Source organism: Emticicia soli, assembly GCF_037860775.1.
Classification (GTDB): Bacteria; Bacteroidota; Bacteroidia; order Cytophagales; family Spirosomataceae; genus Emticicia; species Emticicia soli.
In genome coordinates this window covers 530,018-554,074 of record NZ_JBBEWC010000003.1, presented here as the reverse complement: position 1 = coordinate 554,074, position 24,057 = coordinate 530,018, and the positions used below count along the sequence as shown (strand labels likewise).

The window sequence follows — 24,057 nt, the reverse complement described above, 5'->3', positions numbered from 1 at the left end:
TTTTTCGTTAGCATGAGGCTAACTTAACTATTTTTAAACTCTTTCGCAAAAGCGAAAGTCCTAATTAAAATTTAACTCAAACAGTTTCTAAATCTTGTGAAATAATCCTGATTTTTAAAATACCTGCCCAACCTGACTGGTTGGGCATTTTTTCGTCTAAATACTCAGAGAAGCGTTTATCCTTCACATATGCCTAACTAAAACCCTGAAAATCAACTATTTAATATTACAAAAATTTCATACTACTCCCACAAAATTATATTCAAAAGTACTTTTTTGAAACACACAGCCTCGTTTTTGCGTTATTAAGATGCAAGCAGAAACACAACTTTATACAAACATTATATAGAATCTCATTCTGAAGACTCAATCCTCTGCTTAAATAATTGTTTTCTACCAGATCGTAAAATTCAAACATTACAGTCTTGCCGGGCTACATTTAATTGTACTGGCAAAGACTAAATCGCTATACATATTATCAGGTTAACTGGTGTTTTTCAATAAGAAAAACACCAAATGCTATTGCTTTAAAAAAAGGAAAGTGTATAAAATTGTTCAATCTAAAACCCATAGTAATATGATTTCAGTTGTTATACCAACACTCAATGAAGAAGAGACGATTGCCAGTGTAGTCGAATTTGCCAAAAGCCAGGCTCACGTGAGTGAAGTACTGGTAATTGATGATAAATCGCGTGATAAAACGGTACCCATTGCCAAAAAACATGGTGCTACTGTGCTTACCAGCACTAAACTAGGCAAGGGGGCATCAATGCGTGAAGGGGTATTATATGCACAAAATGATATTCTGGCTTTTTTAGATGGCGACATAAACCCCTACCCAGCAGAAACAATTAATTTACTTACTGAACCGATTATAGCCGGAGAGGCTGACTTCGTAAAATCGGCATTCAACCGAAACGCCGGCAGAGTAACCGAATTGGTAGCTAAACCCTTGTTGAGTATCTTTTTTCCAGAACTAGCCTCATTTAATCAGCCCCTGAGCGGCATGATAGCAGGTAAAAAAGAGCTGCTACAACAAATAGATTTCAGAGATGATTATGGGGTTGACATAGGTATTTTAATAGATATGCACCTGATGAACGCACGCATAAAAGAAGTAGCAATTGGGTACCTAGAAAACAAAAGCAAACCCTGGCAGGCATTGGGTAAAATGAGTAAAGAAGTAGCACAGGCTATTATTTCAAAGGCTGCCTCAAACAACAGTTCGAATTTTAATTTTGAAGAATTAGGTACTATTACCGAAATCCGCTCACAAATGGAGGTGTCATTGGAAAGTCAGTTCAAAAAGCTCAAAAAAATGATAGTGTTCGACATGGACAATACCCTATTAATGGGTAGATTTATTGATGCCTGTGCCGAAAGATTTAATTTCACAAAAGACTTGCTTGAAATACGCTCGCTCGAGCATGACCCCGTAATTATAACAAAACGAATAGCTACTTTGCTAAAAGGCCGCAATTACGGTGAGCTCATTCAGGTCTTAGATTCAATTGAGATAGTACCCCAAACTAAAGAAGTAATAGATGAACTGAAAGAACGAGGCTATATAACCGGAATCATCTCTGACAGCTATGATTTTGTAACAAGCCATATAAAAAACAAACTTGGTATGGACTTCTCGATTGGCAATGAGCTTGAGTTTTCGAAAGGAGTAGCCACAGGCGAGGTTAAGATACCATCTTATTTGTTTAATAATCCGAAGAGTGTTAATAAACTGGTTATATGCAAAACCAATGCTATGGCAAGTATCTTGGAAAGATATGGAATCCAGAAACAAAACTGTATTGCTATCGGCGACAGCATGAACGACCTCTGGATGATAAAAGAAGCAGGTCTGGGGATTGCTTTCTGCTCTAAAGACCCGCTCGTAAACCATCATGCTGATATAATTATTTCAGAGCCTTCGTTTAAAAAACTACTAGAAGTAGCCCTTTAAACTCGCATACAGAGAGATAGCCGAGGCTTATCTCTCTGTTTTATTATTTGATAGCCATTTTTTTATCCTGCACTACTATTTTCAACAAAAATCTACATTCTGCGTAAATTTCGTAATTTTGCAGCTTACATCTTATAATACCAACGCAATGGATATTTTTGTGGGGAGTATTCCTTTCAAACTAAAAGAAAAAGAATTAAGGGCTTTGTTCGAAAAATTCGGTGAAGTAACAGCAGTAAAAATCGTAAAAGATAAAGTTACACGCCAGAATAAGGGCTTCGGCTTTGTAGAAATGCCCGACGAAGACGCCGTAAGAAACGCCATTCATGAGCTTAATGGCACCGAACTGATGGGCCGTGAAATAGAAGTGAGCCTGTCGGCGAAAAAAGAAGCACCTAAGCCAGTGAAAAACTTTAAAATTAACCATTTGGGTAAACCCTCGGGCAATTTCAGAGGTATTGGGAAAGGCTACGATAAACGAAATAAAAAATGAAATTTGACGACTACCGTATTGCACCGGAAATCAAGCACAACTTGGCCCAATTAGGGTTTAAGCGCCCAACCGATATTCAGTATAAATCTATCACGCCTATTTTGCGTGGCGAAGATGTACTGGCTATTGCCCAAACGGGCACGGGCAAAACGGCAGCGTTTGCGATTCCGGTACTACACCTGATTCATGATGCCAAGAAAAGCTCCCGTGCCGATGCCATTCGTTGTATCGTAATGGTACCTACACGTGAATTGGCGATTCAGATTACTGAAGTTTTTCAGAAGATAGGTCAAGGTACTAAGGTTAAAGCTTTCTCGCTGTTTGGTGGTGTAGAGCAAGACCCGCAAATATTAAAACTCGAAAAAGGTATTGATGTATTGGTGGCTACACCGGGCCGTATGTTTGACCTCATAAGCCAGGGACACCTGAAACTCAACCACGTAGAAGTTTTGATACTCGACGAGGCCGACCACATGCTTGACCTGGGCTTTATTAAAGACATTCAGGATGTAATAAGGTTTATCCCTCGCAAACACCAGACTTTGTTTTTTTCGGCTACTATCAACGAAACTATCAAAAAACTGGCTTACTCGTTGGTACATAATGCCATCAGAATACAGATTTCGCCTAACGATAAGGTTTCTAAAAACATCAACCATGCAGTAATGCATGTTGAAATGGACGATAAACGCTTTTTTCTGGAGCGTTTGGTGAACGAACACCCCGAAAGCAAGATTCTGGTTTTTGTACGCACCAAAGTGCGGGCAGAGCGTGTAAAAGCTGCAATGGAGCGTGTTGGTATAAAATCTGAAACGCTACATGGCGATAAAGAACAAACCGACCGCCTGCAAGTGCTTAACCAGTTCAGAAAAGGTGAAGCCAAATTATTGATTGCCACCGACGTAAGTGCCAGAGGGATTGATATAGCCAACGTTGATTATGTAGTAAACTACGATTTACCCGATGTACCCGAAAACTATGTACACCGAGTTGGCCGTACGGGAAGAGGCACACAAAAAGGTAATGCTATCTCTTTTTGTAGTACAGAAGAAAAACCTATATTGGCCGAAATAGAAGCGTATCTGACAAGACCTGTGCAGGTATTGGAGCTAGACCAACTGGATTACTCTGCCACAATCGATTTCTCGAAAGATACTACCAGTTCTGATTTGAAATCGCTGCTGAAAGAAGCAGAGAAGTTTGAAGAAATGAAACGTAAGAAAAGTAAAGGCAAAAAATAATGCAGGAACAACCCAATAATCCGCTACATGGCAAAACGCTTGAAATGATTCTGAACGAATTGGTAGCCTATTATGGCTGGGACCAGATGGCATATCATGTTCGTGTTAATTGTTTTATGAATAACCCCAGTATAAAATCAAGCCTTACTTTTCTGCGTAAAACTCCCTGGGCTCGTACAAAAGTAGAGGATTTGTATATCAGAATGCTCGACGATTTAAAAAGATAGGCAGCCATAAACATGGCTGCCTAATCTACCAACAAACTAAAAAATATACCAAACTATAGATTTGGACAAAGCCTTTATCTCGATATAATTCTAATTCCGCCTCTCTGTGACGGATTAATGCCTTTTAAGGTATAAGTAAAACTCAATAAAAAATATCGGCCCAGCGTAGTAATGCGTTCGTCTTGCACAAAGTTTAATTGCGCTGTACGGCTGATACCCGTATTACGATTCAAAAGGTCGTTTACCGATAATTTCAATTCACCACGTTTGTTTTTCAGGAAGAAAGTTGAGACCGACATTGACCATAACGGAATTTTCTGGTTAAAGCCCCCTGCAAGCCCCGAATAAACGTTATAATCAAAGTCGGTACTGAAGGCAACACTCTTTGTGATTGTCCAGTTAAGGTCGGTTGAGAATACATTATTGAAGTACTCCTGATTCATTTGTTTATTTACCGAATAGTGCGTCTGGTTATAAGACATACGGGCTTCGGCCGATACATCAAGATTATCTCTCTGGTAGCTTAGTCTTACACTTGTACTTGCCTGCAAGCCTTTAGTACGGTTTTCTTGTTCATTCACGAAGTTAATACCTCTGTTCATCATCAAACGCTCACCAATGTCTACCCTTAACTTGATAGGCTTTATTCTGAAACCATAATTCAGGTTTCCTGTGAGCAAATAATCATCTTTTACGTTGATAGGCTGCGATGTCTGTACAAGCGTAGGGCTTATTTGCTGTGCATTGTTAATTTTATTGGTAGTATAAATAAAATTAGCCGCAGCAAAGAAATTTGAGAAACTCAACTGATTAAATGAGTTATAGTTCAGTCCGAATCTGTGTATGTACTCCGGCTTTAAGTTAGGATTCCCCACATAAATATTCAATGGGTCACGGTTATCAGTAATAGGTGCTAGCTGTGTAATATTCGGCTCCTGGAAATTGGTTTCATAATCAAATCTCAAACGTTGGCTTTGCTGAAAATCATAGTTGAAGTGTAAATTTGGCAATACATTCTGGAATGTCCGTGAAATATCATCGTCCAGAAGCAACATTTTCCCTCTCAGGTTAGCATGCTGGAAACTTAAACCCGTAGAGAAATTATATTTCTTCTGTACCAATCTGAAATTAGCACCAACACGATTATAAATAAAATCACTTTCAAATTTGTTACTCAACTGGCTGTTGTACACAGGCAAGCCATCTTTAATATCATTTACCAAGGCATCTGACAGATAATCGTTTTTCTGCAAAGCATAGTTTACTTCTAAGTACTTACGTTTGCCCAATGGCTCGGTGTATGCCGCTGTTAAACCATAATTCCTTCGGTCTGATTTCCTGACACTGTTTTGTCTGATATTCTCGGTGCGGGTCAGTACGCCATCAGTATAATATTTGTTCTGAGCCGTCAGGTCTCCGTCACTATCTGTATTATTCAACTGAAAATTGAAATTGGTAGAGAGTGTTCTACCCTTTTTGTTGAACTTGTGTCGGTACAATAAATCACTGTTTATGCTCAATGCCTCGCTACCACCACCATAATTACGGTTGCCTTCGTTTTCTAAAATATTACTACTGCTCAACGACTGACTATTGCTCAATGTATTGGCGGTGGTTTTGTTATAATTTACATAAGACGACCACTTAAAGGAGTTCATAGAATCTATCTTCTGGTCGAGCGTGAAATTAAGACGGTGGTTATCGTTTAGTGTGTTTTGTGAGTTTTTCTGCAACGAAGTATAACTATCACCATTAGGCAAAAAATTCTGGCGGTTTATCTTTCTATCAATCAGTTGATTGATGTTATTAAACATATAGCTTCCGTTTACCTCTGTTTTTTTAGTAATAGGGTTATTAAAATTAAGTCCTCCGGCCCAGCTTCTCACAAAACCATTCTGACGATTTCCAAAGTTAAGTGGCAGGCCACCATCATTATCACTACTGAATTGCATTCGAATCTGCCCCCCTCGCCCACTCATCATACGCATTAAGTCTCCCGAGAAATTCATATAATCCTCAATCGAAAAGCCCTGCTGGTTTACATTATTACCCATGCCCAGCACCGATAATTGCTTATCTTTATTAAAACTATTGATATTCAGCTTACCAGCGTAGCGTTCGTCAAGCCCTGCGCCTGCCGTAATATTGCCGAAAGCTCCTTTTTTTCGGTCTTCTTTCAGTTTCAGGTTAATGTTTTTCTGGCGTTGGCCATCATCAATTCCTGTAAAATCAGCTTGGTCAGAGCGTTTGTCATAGAGCTGTACTTTCTCAATAGCATCGGCAGGCAAGTTTTTACTAGCCATTTTAGGGTCTCTTCCAAAAAACTCCTTGCCGTCTACCGTAATACGTCTTACGGTTTCGCCCTGCGCTTTTATGTTACCGTCTTTATCAACCTCTACGCCCGGCAACTTTTTTAGCAGGTCTTCTACCATAGCGTTAGGTTTTACTCTGAACGAGCCTGCGTTAAATTCAACGGTATCGCCCTTAATGCTCACGGGGGCTTTCTCGCCTTTTACGGTTACTTCTGCCAGCTCTTTACTGAGTGCTTGCAGTTTTATAGTACCCATGTCTATCTCTGTTGCTTCGGCAGGTACTATCAGTTTATAAAAAGATTCGTGGCCTATATAGGTGATTTTAAACAGATAATTGGCCGAATTGAGGTTTTTGAGTTCAAAACTGCCTTTGTCGTTAGTACGCCCAAAATTAGTTAATGAAGAATCTTTGGGGCTCAGCAACAACACAGTAGCATACTGCAAAGGTGCCGAGGCCGAGTCGGTAACTATGCCTTTGATAGTTATTTTTTGGGCAAAACCCGGTAGTGCAAACAAAAGAAGAAAGAAAAGCTTTTTCATAAGTGGTTTGATTTTTGTCGCAACAAAAGTAGAAACCCCACTTATAAACATAGGTTAACAGAGATTGAAATAATGTTAATTAAGGTTAATGTATAAAGCAATTGAGTAAAAATATAGTACAAAAAATAGGTAAAATTATCCATATTTAAGAATAAAAAGCACTTATGCTTGTTATTGTCGATTATTAATGTAACCTTTGTACTTTAAGTACATAATACAAATTTCTCAAATGTCTACAGGAATAGTTAAGTTTTTCAATGAAACCAAAGGTTATGGTTTCGTTAAAGTAAATGGAACAAACCAAGAGGTTTTCGTCCATGTTTCAGAATTAAAAGACCAAATCCGTCAGGATGACGAAGTTACTTTCGAAATCCAAGAAGGTAAAAGAGGTCTTAACGCCGTGAACGTGAAATTGGCATAATTATATCAGATATATAATTATAAAAAAGCTCTCAATCGAAATTGAGAGCTTTTGATTTTTATAGGGGGCTTATGAAATTATGTCTTTTACGCAAATGCCTCTTTATATTGCATCCGATACAGATTCGCATAGAATCCCTCTTTATCCAATAGTTCTTCGTGCGTACCCTCTTCCATAATATGCCCTTTATCTAATACAATAATCTTATTGGCTTTCTGGATAGTGCTCAAACGGTGGGCAATCACAATGGCTGTGCGGCCTTTCATTAGCTGCCCTATGGCATTCTGAATCAATTCTTCGGTTTCGGTATCAACCGACGACGTAGCTTCGTCTAAGACAATAATCTTCGGGTCTTGCACCATTGCTCTCACAAACGAAATCAACTGGCGTTGCCCTACCGATAGCGTTGCGCCACGCTCTTGTACATTGTAATCATAATTATTAGGCAATTGCATGATAAAATCGTGTACGCCTACCAACTTGGCTGCCTCTATGATATTCTCTCTTGAAATCGTAGTATCGCCCAGCGTAATGTTCCGCTCGATGGTATCTGAAAACAGAAAAACATCTTGCAACACAACGCCTATCTGCTCACGCAAATGCTTCAATTCATATTCTTTTATATCTATGCCATCTATCCTTACCTCTCCCTTATTTATCTCATAAAACCTCGATAACAGATTGATGATAGACGATTTCCCTGCACCAGTAGCACCTACAAAAGCAACAGTTTCTCCCTGATTTACTTTAAATGAAATATCTTTCAGTACGTAGTTTTCCTGATTATAGGCAAACCATACATCTTTAAAGGCTACATCGCCTTTCAGATGGGTAGTGTATGTACCTTCATTAGAAGTGTACTCGTCGCTATCAAGCAATTTAATAATTCGGTCGGTGCTCACAATACCCATTTGCAAGGTATTCATTCTATCGGCCAACATTCTGATTGGGCGGAAGAAGATATTGATAAACATAATAAAGGCCGTAACTGTACCATAGCTCACCTCGCTATTGAGCATTTGTTTTGCGCCAAACCAAACCACCAAACCCGTACCCAAAGCCGCAATAACCTCTGCTACCGGATAGTACACAGAATAATACATAATCGACTTGATGTTGGCGTCACGGTGTTCTTTGTTTATTTCAACAAACTTTTTGTATTCTATTTTCTCAGAGTTAAAAATCTGCACTATGCTCATACCCGTAATATGCTCTTGCACAAACGAGTTGAGATTAGCTACCGCATTACGCACAATATTGAACGATTTCTTAACTTTCTCTTTAAAAATATAAGTACTAATCAGCATTAGCGGAATGGTGCTAAGGCTTATCAATGAGAGCTTCCAGTCGGTGTAAAACATTACGGTTATAATCAGAACCAATTGCAGAATATCGCCTGCTATGGCGGCGATTCCCTCACTGAATACATCGGCGAGTGTTTCTATATCTGATATTGTGCGGGTTACTAAGCGACCAATGGGTGTATCATCAAAAAATTTGAGGCGCAGGTGAATAATTTTCTGGTATAGCTGAATGCGTATATCACGAATGATGTTTTGCCCCAACCATCCGGCCAGATAAGTATTTACGAACTGAATAAGCGATTGCAAGACCAAAACCCCAACCATAATCAGCATCATTTTTGCCAAGCCAGAGTAATCACCAGCCGAAACCGGGCCATCAATTGTTTGTTTAATCAGAAGCGGAAGTGCGGGTGCCAGCGCTGCCCCTACAAGAATGACGAACACGAGCACATAAAAACGGAACTGATACGGACGAATAAACTGAAACAACCTTTTCAGAACTGCCCAATCGAAAATATTACCTGAAGGATTTTGTTCGCTCATTAAGTTTGTTTTTACAAAGATTTCTTAATTTTAAACTCATAAAGATACATAATCGTTCAGAAACAATGCTCACTTTTAAGGCTACCCTACACAAATTTGAAAAAAATGCAGACAAAACAGGCTGGACATACATTATCATTCCGCTAAGTATTGCCAATCAACTAAAGCCAAATACCCGTACATCGTTCAGAGTAAAGGGAAAATTAGACGATTTCCCGATTGAGCAAGTCGCCTTGCTGCCGGCAGGTGATGGTGATTTTATTATGCCTATTAATGGAAATATGCGTAAAGGAATCAGGAAAAACGAAGGTGATACGCTTGCTATTACCCTGGCAGTAGACGAAAGCGAGTTTAAAATGTCTGAAGATTTGCTGGTATGCCTGGAAGACGAGCCAAAGGCTTTAGAAAAGTTTAACAGCCTTACCCCTGGCCACCAGAGATACTTCTCAAAATGGATTGAAGAAGCCAAAACCATTGAGACCAAAACCAAGCGTATTACTCAAGCAGTTTGGGGATTATCGATGGGCATGGATTATGGGCCGATGATAAGACACTTTAAAGAAAAAAAATAATATTTTTTTAATAATAAATGAACGAACATTCATTTATATTTGTACTCGATTATGAGATATAGAGACGAACATAAAGAGCAGCTTGTAAAAGACAAGGCCATTGAGATGATTGTAAAAGAGGGACTCGATGGTTTTAGTATGCAAAAACTAGCCAAACAGGCCAGGGTGTCGCCTGCTACTTTATATATTTACTATAAAGATAAAGAAGACTTACTGGCACAACTCGGGTACGAAGAAGCCACTCGCCTAACCACAACTATACTCAGGGATTTTGACCCAAATATGCGTTTTGAAGAAGGAATGCGCATCCAGTGGCGCAACAGAGCCGATTATTGGCTCGAAGACCCCACCAGAGCTTCGTTTCTTGAGCAATTACGGCATTCGCCCTTGCGGGCACGGGTTTTTGAAGCACTTGACCAGGAGTTTGTAACAGCCATGGGCAAGTTTTTGCAAAATGCTATTGCCAATAAAGAAATTTTACCCATGCCTCATGAGGTATTCTGGTCGGTAGCTTATGCGCCCTTGTATAATTTAATACGCTTTCATAACGAAGGCATAAGCCTGGCAGGCAAGCCTTTCAAACTCTCGGAAGAGTCTATGTGGAAAACATTTGAAGTAGTGATGAAAGCCTTAAAGATTTAATAGATTGCAAGAATACTTATAGATTTAACATTTTGCGAAAAAGCTATTATTTATGGAGTTATTTATTCTAAAAACCAATGTACGTAGCTCTGTTATGAGAGACGTGCTTGCGCTACAAATCAACCAAATTCCACAAATTAAAAAATGGTCGGTCGATTATCAGGACTGTGATGGTGTGCTCAGAGCATCGGCTGAAGGATTAAGTATTAACAGCCTCATGGCTTTAATTGTGCAATGGGGTTTTGAATGTGAAGAATTAAACGATTAGAAATATTATGAAAAAAACATCTTTTACAGGCTACGAAAAATTAGTGATTGCTTTGTTGGCAGTTACACAATTTACGGTAGTTCTGGACTTTATGGTTATGTCGCCGCTGGGCGATATTCTGATGAAATCATTAGAGATTAACCCTAAACAGTTTGGTTTAGCTGTATCGAGCTATGCTTTTAGTGCTGGTATTTCCGGTTTGTTGGCCGCAGGATTTGCCGATAAATACGACCGCAAAAAGCTTTTGTTATTCTTTTATGTAGGCTTTATCATTGGCACACTCTTTTGTGCCTTAGCACCAAACTATGAGCTACTGGTAGCCGCACGTATCTTTACAGGCTTGTTTGGTGGTGTAATAGGTTCTATTGGTATGGCTATTATCACCGATATTTTTGCTATTGAGCAACGTGGGCGAGTAATGGGTGTAGTACAAATGGGCTTTGCAGCCAGCCAGGTATTGGGTATCCCGATAGGTTTGTATCTGGCTAATCTGTGGGGTTGGCACTCACCATTTCTGATGATTGTTGGCTTGAGCATTATTATTGCCTTAGCCATTATGCAAGGTCTTAAACCTGTTGACAAACACCTGGCTCTGAAAACCGAAAGAAACGTATTTGAGCATTTCCGTCATGTATTATCTTCTAAAAACTACCAGATAGCTTTTGCCGGCACAGCCCTGCTATCGGTTGGTGGATTTCTGATGATGCCATTTGGTAGTGCTTTTGCTATCAATAACCTGAAAATTACGCAAGATGATTTGCCACTTATATACATGATAACCGGTATTGCATCGCTTGTTATTATGCCAATTGTTGGCCGCCTGAGCGACAAGTTCGATAAGTTTAAGGTATTTGCCTTTGGTACAGGCTGGGCCATTGTCATGACGGTTATCTATACAAACCTGCCTCCAGTGCCGCTTTGGTCAATCCTGATTATTAACATACTACTTTTTGCAGGTATCATGTCAAGAATGATTCCGTCTACTTCGCTTATGACGGCCATTCCTCAAATGCAGGATAGAGGCGCTTTTATGAGTATCAACTCATCGTTGCAGCAAATTGCAGGTGGTATTGCATCTATTGTAGCAGGTTTTATAATTGTACAGAAAGACCGTTATAGTCCTTTAGAAAATTACCCGACACTTGGGGTAATTTCGGTAGTTATTATGCTTATTTGTTTATGGCTTGTTTATAAAGTAAATGTACTTGTGAAGCACAAAATTGGCCCTAAACAAACGGTATCCGAAAACGCATAGAATCAGTTGCTTGAGACTTATCAAATTTTTGCATAAATTGAGTTATCTTTTCAGCTCAATTTATGCAAGAATTGTTTATAAGCCTTTGTGTGGGCATTGCTCTGAGTGCTTGTTCGGGTTTCAGGGTATTTGTGCCGATGCTCATCGCTAATCTTTCAACACGCTTCGAGGTCTTTGACCTCTCACAAGGTTTTGAGTGGCTTAGCAGCCCTGCTGCTACTTACATATTAGGTGCTGCAACACTAGCCGAAATTCTGGCTTATTATATTCCTATTGTAGATAATTTTCTGGATACTATTGCCACACCTGCTTCGTTTGTGGCAGGCACTATACTTACTACTTCTTTTCTTAAAATTGATTCTCCTGAACTCCAATGGACGCTCGGCATAGTAGCAGGCGGTGGCGTAGCCGGAACCATACAGGCAGGCACAGGTCTTTTACGACTAGCTTCTACCAAATTTACAGGTGGCTTTGGTAATTCTATTTTGGCTACTGTCGAAAACTTTATTTCTATTCTCTTTTCAATTCTCACACTCTGGATTCCAGTTCTAATTGCCGTTTTTTCTGTCTTACTCGTTGCCTTCCTACTTCGTAAAATCATTAAGCATTTTCAGAATAAGAAAAACAAAATTAATTATGAGAATAATTCTAATTAACAGATAAAAAATACTAACTTACTGCTCAATCTAAGACCCTAAGCTTACACCCGATGGTATGTCGGGCTATACCTCTATGAAAGAACAGTCTTCTCTCCGCTACGCATGGTATGTATTAGGCATACTTTTACTGGCTTATATTTCCTCATTTATTGACCGGCAAATTCTGGCACTTCTGGTTAAGCCAATCAAGGCATCGTTTGGTATTTCTGATACCCAGATGGGCTTGTTGATGGGGCTTAGTTTTGCGCTGTTTTATACTTTTTTGGGTATTCCTATCGGAATTATGGCCGATAGAATGAGCCGCAAAAAAATTATAGGCTGGGGTATTGCTATCTGGAGTTTAATGACAGCACTATGCGGGCTGGCAGGGAGTTTCTCGATGTTGTTTTGGGCACGGGTGGGTGTAGGTGTTGGGGAAGCTGCGCTTTCGCCTGCGGCATACTCTATGATTTCCGACTATTTTCCGAAGAAGAAACTCGGTACAGCCATGAGTATTTATAACATGGGCGTATATTTAGGCTCAGGCATTTCTATTCTGCTTGGGGCTGCCATAAGAGCCATGATAGGCCAGGAAAACATTCAGTTGCCTTTTGTAGGTGAAATCTTCTCGTGGCAGGTAATATTCTTCTACATCGGTTTACCGGGCTTATTGATAGTATTGCTTGTACAAAGTATAAAAGAGCCTAAACGCAAAGAATTAGATAGCGACAGAGAGTCGGCTAGTAAGGCTACGCTCAAAGAAATTATAGCTTATTTTAAAGCCAATAAACGAACATTCCTGAGTCTGAATTTCGGCATGGCCTTTATGGCTTTTGCTTCTTATGCAGGTATCTACTGGGTGCCAACGTTTCTGAACCGCGTGCATGGCTGGAACGACACCAAAGCCGGGGTAACATTTGGTTTGTTGGTTACTGTTTTTTCTACTTTAGGAGTAATATCTGGCGGCCGCTATGCCGATTATCTTTCAAAGAAAGGCGTGGTGAATGCAAAGATGAAAGCCAGCTACATAGGTATGTCTATCGCCATACTTTGCACAATTGGTGTGCTATTTCCTAACCCGAATGCAACTATCGCATTTATTGGTTTATTCTGCTTCTTTTCGTCGTTTCCTTATGGCTCTGCCACGGCTGCCATTCAAGAAATCGTACCTAATAATATGCGGGCTATTTTCTCGGCATTCTTTCTGTTTGTAGTCAATATTATTGGTTTAGGTTTAGGGCCTTTGTCAGTAGGTTTTTTCAACGATGCCGTTTTTCATGACCCCCTTAAAATCAATTACTCAATATTTATTGCTCAAATGTCAGGGTGTGTCATTTCGGCAGCAGCCTTATTTATTGGGCTTAAACCTTTTATAAGAAGTGTTGACTACCTGAAAAAACATTTGACAGTGGCTTAAGCTGCTTTAAATTTCTCTTGCATAAAGCCGATACCATAGGCAAATAACTGAATAAAACAGGCAATGATACTCAGAAAGCCTACTTTTATACTCTTATTTTTTAGGGTAGAGTCAACAAATATCATCAGTTTATAGAGAGCGAATACGCCCGCAGAAAACAGAAAAGTATAGCAGAAAAACGGACTGATAAAACCAAGCAAGAGTTGCAATGGTATAGACAAACAGCCTAATGTAAATACCATCGGGAAAAAGTGTACCAGCTTTAGCTCAGACGGAAACATTCGGGCGAGGTTGATACGCCCCCTACCAAAGAAATGCAGTTGTTTATAAAACTGCCCGAAATCGGTGCGGCGTTTGTGGTAGATGAAGGCGTCTTCTATTAGGCCAACCTTAAAGCCTTTGTCTATGATACGAATACTGAACTCAATATCTTCGGCCATGCGGGTCATGGTATAGCCTTGAGTTGCCTCCCATACCTTGCGTGAAATACCAAAGTTAAAACTCCGTGGATGAAACTGCCCTCCGGCATTGTTTTTCTTTCCTCTGATACCACCTGTAGTAAATACCGATGTCATGGCATAGTTGATAGCCTTTTGTGTGTCAGTGAAGCTATCATGCGCAGCATCCGGGCCTCCGTAAGCATCAAGCCAATGAGCAGACAAGTAATTATCAACAATTTCGAAATATCGCTCAGGTATAATGGCATCAGAATCTAGCTGCACAAAATAATCGCCTGCTGCACGCTCAAAACCATAATTACGTGAGAAACCCTGCCCCGAATTAGGCTTATAAAAATACTTAATATCAAGGCGATTTTCAAAGCCTCTGCAAATTTCTTCGCATTTCAGGGTTGAACCATCTTCAACAATAATTACCTCAAAATTTTTATAGGTCTGCTTGGTCAGGCTTTCCAGAAGTTCTCTGACTTCTTCAGGGCGGTTATATACAGGCGTGATAACTGAGTACTTTTGCATGCAGCGATAGTATTGAGCAAATGATTTTTTCTGCAAAAAAGCCATATTCTATTTGCTTTTCCAAAAAAATAGGGAAGCGATTGCTCGCCTCCCTAAAAGTATATTTTTATCAAATGCTTAATTGTGTCTTACAAGTAATTTTTTTGTTGCTACTTTTTTGCCATCTATTACCAACTGGTAGAGATACACGCCTGAGTCCCAATTAGTAGTAGGAACTTTCAATTTTCGGTCGTTTTTGTCTAATTCAAAATTAGCTACCTCGTTACCCAATAAATTATAAAAAGACATACTCGCATCGTTTACATGGCCAGTAATCTGATAATCAATAACTGCAAAATCGTTGGCAGGGTTCGGATAAATATTAGAAACCGAAATTTTATCATTTAAAAACAATTTGTCAGCGTTTTCAGCATTAGCCATGCTTTTTTCACTACCTGCATTCACTACGTCTGCTTTTGCAGTTGTTGGTTTTGAAGAACCATTCAATAGCGCATTTCTGAAGTATTGATTAACCACTGTCGGTTTGTCAAGCTTCACCTCGTTGGGCATTGGTTTACTAACAAAACTCAGCTTTTGTGCCGAAGCCTTTGTAGTTGGCTTTTTACCAATATCCAAGCGTGATTTTCCTTTTTCGACTTGCGCCGAAACCACGTTTGATAGTAGGGTGAAACTAATCAATACCAATATATATTTCTGTAAACTTTTTACCATATTTTAATTAAAACTTCGTATAAGATTCGTTATGTGACTTGTAGGGATTGTACAAATATATACAACGTACCGTAAAAACCAAATTAATTTTTTATATAAGGACGCTTTTTCTTACTAAATGGTTGCAATAACTTATAAATTTTCTCGTTAGCACTTTTTAATATGCAAAAAACTATGCCAGCCCTATTGTTTTTCGACAATTTTTATTCCCAACACATCTTCCTTTGTGGGCTTCTCTGACTCTCTCCAACTAAAGCCGTCAAGGCGGTTTGCGCTGTTAGTCAGCTCTTTAGGTGGTACCAGTTTTGAATCAGGCTTACCTATAAACGTTATGCGCTTTACCTGATTTTCTTTAAACCGGATATTCATTCTACTACATTCGACATGATTTACACCAATTAGTTTATTCTTGTCATCTAAAGCATAGTAAATACTTTGTCCATTTCCTTCCACAATTACCTGTTCGAGGCGTGTTTGTTCATTAAACAAAGCAGATATTTTACGGCCTTTTATCTGGTTGAAATTTGTCGAGGTATCTTTGGCTATCACAAAACCCTGATTAACAAGAAACATACGGTTTACCTTGCCATTTTTCATATATACGTGAATAGTATCTGCTTCAGATTGGTTTTTCGGATTCCAGAGAATAGGTTTTGTAAAAAAATGTATTACCGAGTCTTTAAGGTCATATAAAAGCGAATCGCTTTTGCTTTGCATATCTATCCTATATATCTGTACATTGCCTTGCGCTATGAGCTTTTCCATCTTTTTCTCTCGCTTCACCGTATCTTTTTTAGCAGAAGCTTTAGTACTATCGGTGTCCATCATTTCGTAGGCATAAAGCGTATCGGCACGCATATACAAAGTATCTCTTTCAGAGCCATTGCGCATAATAGCATTACCCATTATTTTGGTGAAACCCGTTTTACCGTCTCTGATGGCCCGATGCCCAGTCATTATCACTTTATCTTTGATAGAAACCATCTCCACATTGCCTTTCGCCACACCCGACTCTGTTTTCTGGTCGAATTGTAGCGTATCGCCTACTAGCGTATAATTTTCGTTCACCACCTTTGAGCGGCCTTTAAAATTCGACTGCTGGGTTTGGGTATTATAAGTACTACCACTATTGGCTGCTATATCACCATCTTTGCTTTTAATGAGCGTAGGTGCTTTAAATAGCGCTATTTTTGTACGGGCATTGTACTGCAAACTATCGGTAGTAATGGTATATTTTGGATTAACTATCTCTACGTTTTCTTTATAATTAAAAATCTTTGAGCGGGTATTATAATAGCCCTTTTCGCTTCGCAAAGTGCTTGAATCCTGTACAATTACACCTCTTACCGGATAATACGCCCTGTTGCGTTGAATATCGTATTCCATTATTCGGGTAGTAAGTGTTACCTTAGAGTCGGTTAACACAACCTTTCTACCCAAAACTCTGGCAAACCTTGTGTTACCATCATAATAAAGTGTATCGCCCGTTACAGTCAGGGTATCGCCTTGTACAATGCGTATGTCACCAAAAGCCTCTAGTGTATTAGTCATTTCGTATTGAATGGCCGTCTGGCAATAAAGTATTGCCCCTTTGTGCTGAAAAGCAACATTCCCGATAAATCGGCGTACATCTACCGGCTCTTTAGTACCAACCAGGCTATCGGCACGTAGAAGAATAATACGGCTTTTAGGAGCTGAAGGCTCCGGTGGATTCAACGGTTTTTGTGCAAAAGATACAATTGAGCATAATAAGCTTATCAGTACCACCAGCAAAAACCTGTTGGTATGCATAAAACTTAGTATTCTTATATTTTTCAGGCCAATAGTCAACATCTTGTGAGCAATATTCTAATTTTGTTGCAAAAGTACGTATTTGCGTTTATGCTTCATTCTTTCTTAACATATATTAACGAACAAAGTCTGTTTAAACCCACCGACAAAATCTTGCTGGCCGTGAGCGGTGGCAAAGACTCTGTTGTATTATTTGACTTGTTTTGCAAGGCGAAGTTTAATTTTGAAGTAGCGCATTGTAATTTTCAGCTAAGGGGCGAAGACTCAGACCAGGATGCCGTATTTGTAGAACAACTATGTGCGAGCAACGGAATAACATTCCGTGCGACCACTTTCTCTACAAAAGTCTTTGCACAGGCAAATAAACTATCTATTGAAATGGCAGCTCGCCAGCTACGTTATGAATGGTTTGAGCAGATAAGGCAACAATCTGGCTGCCAGTATATTGCCACGGCCCACCATCTGAACGATAGTATAGAAACCATTCTGCTAAACCTCACCAAAGGCACTGGTATTTCGGGACTTCGGGGTATTCTTCCTAAGAAAGCACACATTATCAGGCCGCTCCTTTTTGCAGCAAGAACAGAGATTGAAAATTATGTAGCAGAAAACCAACTACAATGGCGAGAAGATAGCAGCAATGCCTCTAACGAATATCAGCGCAACCTGCTACGAAACGAAGTAATACCCCTACTCAAACAAATAAATCCGAATTTAGAGCAAACCTTTGCCCGCAATATTGAGCGACTGCAAGCCATTGACAATGACTTTCAGCATAGCCTCAATAGTTTCAAGAAAGCCATTAGCAAAGAAGAAAACGGCACATTGATGCTTAGTATAGCAGGTATTCAAAACCGGAAATCGGCGGCTTATTTATTAGAAGAAACCCTAAAAGAGTTTGGTTTCAACTATTTTCAATCAAAAGAAATCTATCATTCGCTCAATAAAAGCTCAGGTAAAACCTTTCATTCGGCTACTCATACACTTGTAAAAGACCGTGAGTATCTGATTATTATTACTAAACAAGAAAAGAGTTTTGAAGAAGCATTGATTGAAAAAGGCACGCAGGAAACAGTATATAATGGCAGAAAATTACGAATAAGCAATGCTACCGTAGAAGGCTGGCGTACGTATCTGGCTGGCGAAAAAAGCCCGAATATCCTGTGGGTTGATGCACAGCGTCTCAGCTTTCCTTTGGTAATTCGCCCCTGGCAAGAAGGCGATTGGTTTATTCCCTTAGGTATGAAAGGCAAAAAGAAAATCAGCGATTTTCTGGTAGACAAAAAAGTACCGCTACACCTGAAAAAAACTACTTTCGTGCTCTGTTCAGGCAATGACATTGTATGGATTACAGGCCAACGCACCGACGATAGATTTAAAATTACACAAGCAACAGAGCAGGTATTACGGATAGAAATACAATAAGCTGATTGTAACAGGTTTGTCCTTTTTTGCTCACCCCCTTTAAAATCCTTCTCCCTCTCGAAGCCCCTTTTGGCACGGCTTTTGACGAGCTTAAAATATAACCCATAAGTTATATATTTTAACCCGTTTAATAAAAGTCAAGTCCATGATGAAAACTAGAATTGGGCTGTTGGCATTTGCTTTCCTAATAGTCCAACATACTTTTGCTCAAACTAACAAACTAAAATTAGCGAACCGCAACTTCGATAATATTAGCTACATTGAGGCAATTCGTAATTATGAAGATTTTTTGCGATTAGGCAAAAAAGCTAACCCCGAAGTAAAAGAAGCACTCACCAAACTGGCTTACAGTTACCGAAAAGTGCAGGATTCGCAAAATGCAGAGCGTGTGTATGCCGAGTTGTTGAGTACCTATGGCAAAGACATAGAGAGCGAAATCTACCTGTATTATGCACAGGCGTTGGCTAGCAATGGCAAGTACAAAGAATCTCAGAAAATGTATAGCAAATATGGGCAAGAGCAAGCCGCCGATATGCGTGGGCGCAAGTTTACTGTTGCTTATATGGATAAAAGCCGTTTTTATGAAGATTCATCGACCTACAAAGTCGATTATCTTTATGCACTTAATTCCCGCCAGTCTGATTTCAGCCCGATGTTTTACAAAAATGCCTTAGTTTTTGTATCAGCCCGTGACGAAGGTGGTATTATCAAGCGGGTTTTCATGCAAAACCAGACTCCTTTTCTCGACCTGTTTATGTTTCCTGATACTACGCAGCTCAGAACCGATAACCTGACCATGAAGAAAAACGGTGCAGGTGCTATTGGTATGGCATCGCTCGGGACACTTGAAAAAGAAGAGGAAGAAAAAGACGAAAAGCCGCTTACCAAAGTTGAGCAGTTCAGCAAAACTATCAATTCGAAATACCACGAGGGGCCGGCTACGTTTTTTAAAGACTACAAAAAAATCATTTTCACGAGTAACAACCGCAGCAAAGGCAAAAATCGGGTAAGCTCTGATGGTATCACGAAGTTGAAACTATACATGGCTACCGAAGGCAACAGAGGCTGGGGTAATATAATAGATTTACCTTTTAATAGTCCCGAATATTCATGCGGCCATCCGGCACTATCGCCTGACGATACCAAACTATATTTCGTATCAGATATGCCCGGTGGCTTTGGTGGAACCGATATTTATGTAAGCGAATACCGTGACGGCCAGTGGAGTTCTCCGGTAAATCTGGGCAGAGAAATTAATACAGAAGGCAACGAAATGTTTCCTTTTGTTGACGAAAATGGCAATATGTATTTTGCCTCCGACGGCCACGAAGGCTTAGGCGGACTTGATATTTTCTTTGTTGAATTACGTGAAGGAATACCCATGAGTGATGTAAAGAACTTAGGTGCACCCATCAACTCAGCAAAAGATGATTTTGGGCTTATTACAGATGCTAACCGTAACAGAGGCTATTTCAGTTCGAACCGCAAACGTGGGTATAACGATGATAACCTGTATTCGTTTTCACATAGCTGCCGAGAGCTAAATGTGCTGGTTTATGATGCCGATACCAAGAAGCCCATTGAAAATGTTGATGTAAGGGTACTTAAAGATGGCCTCAATAAACAATTGATGGTAACAGGCCCCGATGGCCGCATAATGATATGCCTCGAAGCAGGAACCGATTTTGAGTTTAAGGCCATGAAAGAGGGCTACGAGCCGAATGGTATCTCATACGGTACGTTTGCTACCTCGCTTAAAAACCGAACCTCTATTACTATGTATCTGCAAAAGGCTAAAGTTCCCCCTCCTATCATTAAAGGAACAATTGTAGCCGAAGTGAGCCAGATACCTATTGAGGGCGCAACAGTAACATTGCAGAACGAAAAAGATGGCTCTGTTGAATCGGTAGTAACGGGTATTGACGGTAAATATGAGTTTCAACCTAAAAAAGAGGGAGAATACAGCGTAACTGCCATTAAAGATAAATATGCTGTGAATACCGAAAACATAGGAAAGGTGAAACCTACTAAAAAAGGCCCTGCTACACTGGAGCAAAATATGGGGCTAGTAGGCACAGGCGATATTTTCAGGCTAGATAACATTTACTATAACTACGGACAGTTTTTTATACGCCCCGATGCCATAAAAGAACTTGAAGCAAAGCTGGTACCTTTGTTAAGGAAGTATCCTGAAATGCGTATCGAAATTCGCTCGCACACTGATAGTCGCTCTAGCGATGCCTTTAACATGAAACTATCTGAAAACCGTGCAAGAGCAGTAGTTGATTATCTGGCTACACGTGGCATTGATGTTGCCCGAGTTGAAGCAAAAGGCTACGGAGAAAGCGAATTGTTGAACAATTGTGACAATGGCGCAACCTGTACAGAAGAGCAACATCAGGCTAATCGTAGAACCGAATTTAAAATCTTATCAGTAGCTGTCAGCAGCCGATAAAATCTGAGATAAAAGAGTAGTTTTTTTCATAAATCAAGGTTAGGGTTTATTATTCCGAAAGCATTGTACAACTTGTGCGATGCTTTTTTTATAAAGTAAGCCAAGAATCTAATGCTGAGTTCAGAGACCTTGAAGGCTGATAATTTATCTTCAAAACAAGCGAAAAAGTATTTTTTTCGCTTGTTGATTTATTAAGTTTGGGTAACGCTTTCTTCTAAAGATGTTTTCCAAGATTTAGTTCTACATCACCATTTTGCTGCAAACCTTTTCCCATCAATTTTTTTATTCTTATGCCTGCTTCCGGCTTAGCCAAGGCTTCATAAAACTTCGTTTGGGTATCCATAATATGTTCATTTTTAGGAAGAATTGCTCTTTCATTGATAATCGATTTGATGGTAGCAATGATGCTTTTATCAAAAGAAGCGATTCTATTAGCAAGAGCATCCACAAAGACATCTAATTCATCATCCTGAAAAGCACGGTTAATCCAGCCATAAGCAGCTGCCGTTTCGGCATCATAATCATCGCCGCTTAAGAGAATTTCTAAAGCTCTGGCTTTTCCGGTAAGTAAATGTAGCCTTTCCATTCCGCCGCCACCCGGAAATGCCCCAATTCCAATTTCGGGTTGACCAAAAACTGCTTTCTCCTTGCTCGCAAAACGCATATCCATAGCCTGAATAAACTCGCTTCCCAAACCTCTTGCTCTTCCTCTAATTGATGCTATGCTTACAAATGGCGCTTGCTCAAAACGTTTGGCAAGGTCTGGCCAGGCTCTCGAAAGCCCTGTTTTCCCCTCTCCTGTAGGGAAATCGCCCGCATTGATAATGTCTAGATGTGCAATGAAAAAGTCTGGATTTTCACTTTCGAAAACTACTACTTTTAATGCTTCGTTAGATTCAAACTCATCCATTAAACTCATTAATTCTCTCGAAAACGAAGGACCGAAAAGATTAATTGGTGGATTATTAATGATTACTTTCCAGTAAGCCTCTGAGATTTTTTTCGTTGTAAGAATCATAATCTATATGTTTTTATTGATTAATTTTGTTATTGCAAAATGCAAGTGCAAATATAAAAAGAAATTGCAAAATGCAAGCACTACAACAAAAAAGAAATTGCAATTCGCAAGTACATCATGAAAGATTTAGATAAAAAGAGGTCGGACTGCCCGATTAGTTCATCGCTGGATATTTTTGGAGATAAATGGTCATTACTGATCATAAGAGATGTAATGATGAAAGAAAAAGTTTCTTTCAATGAATTTTTAAAGTCTGAAGAGAAGATTGCTACCAATATTCTTGCAAATCGCTTGAATATCCTGGAATCTGAAAAAATCCTGCTCAAAGAGGTCTCCCCTGAAAATAAATCTAAATTTGTATATAGCCTTACACAAAAAGGCGTAGACTTGTTACCTATCGTTATTGAAATTGCTTACTGGGGAGCAAATCATAGTGAAAACAGCAAAGAGTCAGAGTTAGGCAAAAAAATCTTAGCAGATAAAGACGGAATCATCAAAAGACTTAGCAAGAAACTCCAGGAGCGAGTGAAGTAGATTTTGTCTTATTTGTAAGTCCAAAAGCTATAGACTCCTATCTCTAAATTATACAGTCTATTTTAAAGCGGCACTAAACGTTTTAATTTTTAAAATCTTTTCAGAAAAAAATCTGTCTGGCAGGCAACTTCTTGCCCTCACTCTGCATATATACTATTGAAAGCCACTAACATTGTTATTAATGCAAGAACTTCAACTCATTCAGGAACTACAAAAGCAGAATCCGTTTGTGCAGAAACGAGTCTACGACCGTTATGTAAAACGAATGTTCAGGCTATGTGTTCGGTATGTAAAAATTGAAGCCGATGCACAAGAATTATTAATGAATGGTTTTCTGAAGTTTTTTAATGCGGTAGCTAAAATTGAGTATCGAGGCGAAAACACCATTGAGCCTTATCTGAAAAAACTCATGGTAAACGAATGCCTGATGTTTATCAGACAACGGAAAAACAATTGGGTACTGATGGAAGAAATAGCCGACGAAGAACCGATAAGCGATTTTTCGGCCTACGATAAATTCGAAGAGGAAGACATCTATCAGTTGGTTTTAAAATTACCAGATGGCTACCGAACAGTTTTTAACCTATATGCCATTGAGGGCTTTAGCCACAAAGAAATAGCCGAACAATTGCGTATCAGCGAAAACACCTCTAAAACCCAATTGTACAAAGCCCGATTGGTTTTACAAGCCGAACTGACGAAATTAGGATATAACTATGGAACATAAATTAGATGACTTCTTTCGTAAAAAGATTGAAAGCACAGAGGATACAATCCCCGAAAGCTCAACGTTCGATGAACAGGCATTCTGGGGAGAATTACAGAAAAATATCGACAAACCCCAGCCTAAAAACTGGTGGAAATGGGTAGCACTTGCCGCTTGTATCGGTGGACTAGCACTTTGGGGCATACTATTGCCCAAGCCCTTGCCACAGCAACCTCAAACAAGCCGTGTTAAAAAGATTGTTGAATCTATAAAAGAAAAGCAAGATCCGATTACTGCCGTAGCACCGCAGAAAACAAAGAAACAAACACCACAAGTTAAGCCTAAACAAACGATTGAGCCCAATAAAGATTTAGAGATAGCAGTTGCCGAATTAAGTTTCAAGCCAACGCCTTTGCCTACGCAGGCACTTGTTATTAAGCAAGACTCTATCCATATTAATCCAGTCAGCGCACCGACGGTGATGGCTGAGGCAAAACCGCAATTCAAGAAGATTCATGTGAATGAAATTTCAAATACTGAGCAATCACCTATGCCACAACCCAAATTTAAAATCAGATTTGCTGCAAGAAATCAGCATTAAAACCACAGTATT

General features: G+C 39.5%; 22 protein-coding genes. 16 read left to right on the top strand and 6 right to left on the bottom strand.

All coding sequences use genetic code 11. The annotated features are described in order from the left end of the window. Window positions 1–577 precede the first annotated feature (577 nt). From WAE64_RS05760 to WAE64_RS05745, 4 genes are all read left to right on the top strand, one after another. Window positions 578–1,957 (top strand): HAD-IB family phosphatase, encoded by a 1,380-nt coding sequence (locus tag WAE64_RS05760; protein WP_340235282.1) that lies wholly within the window; start codon window positions 578–580, stop codon window positions 1,955–1,957. Between the two features lie 118 nt (window positions 1,958–2,075). Beyond that, window positions 2,076–2,450: an RNA recognition motif domain-containing protein gene (locus WAE64_RS05755; RefSeq protein WP_340235281.1), complete on the top strand. Its 375-nt coding sequence runs from the start codon at window positions 2,076–2,078 to the stop codon at window positions 2,448–2,450. Further along, window positions 2,447–3,691 carry a DEAD/DEAH box helicase gene (locus WAE64_RS05750; RefSeq protein ID WP_340235280.1) on the top strand — a complete coding sequence of 415 codons (1,245 nt, stop codon included), beginning with the start codon at window positions 2,447–2,449 and terminating at the stop codon, window positions 3,689–3,691. Before WAE64_RS05755 ends, WAE64_RS05750 begins: the two co-directional genes overlap by 4 nt. After that, entirely contained in the window at window positions 3,691–3,918 is a 228-nt protein-coding gene (locus tag WAE64_RS05745; protein WP_340235279.1) for a VF530 family protein, read from the top strand. The genes WAE64_RS05750 and WAE64_RS05745 overlap by 1 nt, the downstream gene beginning before the upstream one ends. A 74-nt stretch (window positions 3,919–3,992) precedes the next feature. On the opposite strand, the gene WAE64_RS05740 is transcribed toward WAE64_RS05745, so the two are convergent. Next, entirely contained in the window at window positions 3,993–6,770 is a 2,778-nt protein-coding gene (locus WAE64_RS05740) for a TonB-dependent receptor domain-containing protein (RefSeq protein ID WP_340235278.1), read from the bottom strand. A gap of 229 nt (window positions 6,771–6,999) precedes the next feature. Between WAE64_RS05740 and WAE64_RS05735 the strand changes: the two genes are divergently transcribed. Beyond that, the gene (locus tag WAE64_RS05735; protein WP_116982241.1) at window positions 7,000–7,191 is read left to right on the top strand and encodes a cold-shock protein; all 192 of its coding nucleotides are present in this window, start codon (window positions 7,000–7,002) and stop codon (window positions 7,189–7,191) included. 86 nt (window positions 7,192–7,277) lie between these two features. Here the strand turns inward: WAE64_RS05735 and WAE64_RS05730 are convergent, their stop codons facing one another. Further along, complete coding sequence (locus tag WAE64_RS05730; RefSeq protein ID WP_340235277.1) at window positions 7,278–9,038, bottom strand: ABC transporter ATP-binding protein; 1,761 nt, start codon at window positions 9,036–9,038, stop codon at window positions 7,278–7,280. A 65-nt stretch (window positions 9,039–9,103) separates the two neighbouring features. On the opposite strand from WAE64_RS05730, the gene WAE64_RS05725 reads away from it, so the two are divergent. From WAE64_RS05725 to WAE64_RS05700, 6 genes are all read left to right on the top strand, one after another. Further along, a complete protein-coding gene (locus tag WAE64_RS05725) occupies window positions 9,104–9,610 on the top strand; it encodes a YdeI/OmpD-associated family protein (RefSeq protein WP_340235276.1) in 507 nt (168 codons plus the stop codon). 51 nt (window positions 9,611–9,661) lie between these two features. After that, window positions 9,662–10,252, top strand: coding sequence for a TetR/AcrR family transcriptional regulator (locus WAE64_RS05720; protein ID WP_340235275.1), 591 nt, complete (start codon window positions 9,662–9,664; stop codon window positions 10,250–10,252). A gap of 52 nt (window positions 10,253–10,304) precedes the next feature. Beyond that, window positions 10,305–10,520 (top strand): hypothetical protein, encoded by a 216-nt coding sequence (locus tag WAE64_RS05715; protein ID WP_340235274.1) that lies wholly within the window; start codon window positions 10,305–10,307, stop codon window positions 10,518–10,520. 7 nt (window positions 10,521–10,527) lie between these two features. Then, window positions 10,528–11,775 carry an MFS transporter gene (locus WAE64_RS05710; RefSeq protein WP_340235273.1) on the top strand — a complete coding sequence of 416 codons (1,248 nt, stop codon included), beginning with the start codon at window positions 10,528–10,530 and terminating at the stop codon, window positions 11,773–11,775. Between the two features lie 62 nt (window positions 11,776–11,837). After that, window positions 11,838–12,431, top strand: coding sequence for a DUF4126 domain-containing protein (locus WAE64_RS05705; protein WP_340235272.1), 594 nt, complete (start codon window positions 11,838–11,840; stop codon window positions 12,429–12,431). Window positions 12,432–12,507: 76 nt separating this feature from the next. Further along, on the top strand, window positions 12,508–13,830 hold the full coding sequence (locus tag WAE64_RS05700; RefSeq protein ID WP_340235271.1) for a spinster family MFS transporter: 1,323 nt from the start codon (window positions 12,508–12,510) through the stop codon (window positions 13,828–13,830). Here WAE64_RS05700 and WAE64_RS05695 read toward each other — a convergent pair. The 3 genes from WAE64_RS05695 to WAE64_RS05685 form a co-directional block, all read right to left on the bottom strand. After that, complete coding sequence (locus WAE64_RS05695; protein WP_340235270.1) at window positions 13,827–14,804, bottom strand: glycosyltransferase family 2 protein; 978 nt, start codon at window positions 14,802–14,804, stop codon at window positions 13,827–13,829. The genes WAE64_RS05700 and WAE64_RS05695 overlap by 4 nt on opposite strands. A 117-nt stretch (window positions 14,805–14,921) precedes the next feature. Further along, entirely contained in the window at window positions 14,922–15,515 is a 594-nt protein-coding gene (locus WAE64_RS05690) for a T9SS type A sorting domain-containing protein (protein ID WP_340235269.1), read from the bottom strand. A 183-nt stretch (window positions 15,516–15,698) separates the two neighbouring features. Continuing rightward, window positions 15,699–17,306, bottom strand: a complete 1,608-nt coding sequence (locus tag WAE64_RS05685; RefSeq protein WP_340235268.1) for an OstA-like protein — start codon at window positions 17,304–17,306, stop codon at window positions 15,699–15,701. 90 nt (window positions 17,307–17,396) lie between these two features. Between WAE64_RS05685 and tilS the strand changes: the two genes are divergently transcribed. Then, window positions 17,397–18,731 carry a tRNA lysidine(34) synthetase TilS gene (tilS, locus tag WAE64_RS05680; protein WP_340235267.1) on the top strand — a complete coding sequence of 445 codons (1,335 nt, stop codon included), beginning with the start codon at window positions 17,397–17,399 and terminating at the stop codon, window positions 18,729–18,731. A gap of 148 nt (window positions 18,732–18,879) precedes the next feature. Beyond that, window positions 18,880–21,186: a carboxypeptidase regulatory-like domain-containing protein gene (locus WAE64_RS05675; protein ID WP_379976963.1), complete on the top strand. Its 2,307-nt coding sequence runs from the start codon at window positions 18,880–18,882 to the stop codon at window positions 21,184–21,186. A 214-nt stretch (window positions 21,187–21,400) separates the two neighbouring features. Here the strand turns inward: WAE64_RS05675 and WAE64_RS05670 are convergent, their stop codons facing one another. Then, window positions 21,401–22,204, bottom strand: a complete 804-nt coding sequence (locus WAE64_RS05670; protein WP_340235265.1) for an enoyl-CoA hydratase/isomerase family protein — start codon at window positions 22,202–22,204, stop codon at window positions 21,401–21,403. Window positions 22,205–22,321: 117 nt separating this feature from the next. Between WAE64_RS05670 and WAE64_RS05665 the strand changes: the two genes are divergently transcribed. The 3 genes from WAE64_RS05665 to WAE64_RS05655 all read left to right on the top strand — a co-directional run bounded on the left by WAE64_RS05665 (window position 22,322) and on the right by WAE64_RS05655 (window position 24,045). Next, on the top strand, window positions 22,322–22,738 hold the full coding sequence (locus tag WAE64_RS05665; protein WP_340235264.1) for a winged helix-turn-helix transcriptional regulator: 417 nt from the start codon (window positions 22,322–22,324) through the stop codon (window positions 22,736–22,738). Window positions 22,739–22,919: 181 nt separating this feature from the next. Then, a complete protein-coding gene (locus tag WAE64_RS05660; RefSeq protein ID WP_340235263.1) occupies window positions 22,920–23,465 on the top strand; it encodes an RNA polymerase sigma factor in 546 nt (181 codons plus the stop codon). Further along, window positions 23,455–24,045 (top strand): hypothetical protein, encoded by a 591-nt coding sequence (locus WAE64_RS05655; RefSeq protein WP_340235262.1) that lies wholly within the window; start codon window positions 23,455–23,457, stop codon window positions 24,043–24,045. The genes WAE64_RS05660 and WAE64_RS05655 overlap by 11 nt, the downstream gene beginning before the upstream one ends. Window positions 24,046–24,057: the final 12 nt, after the last annotated feature.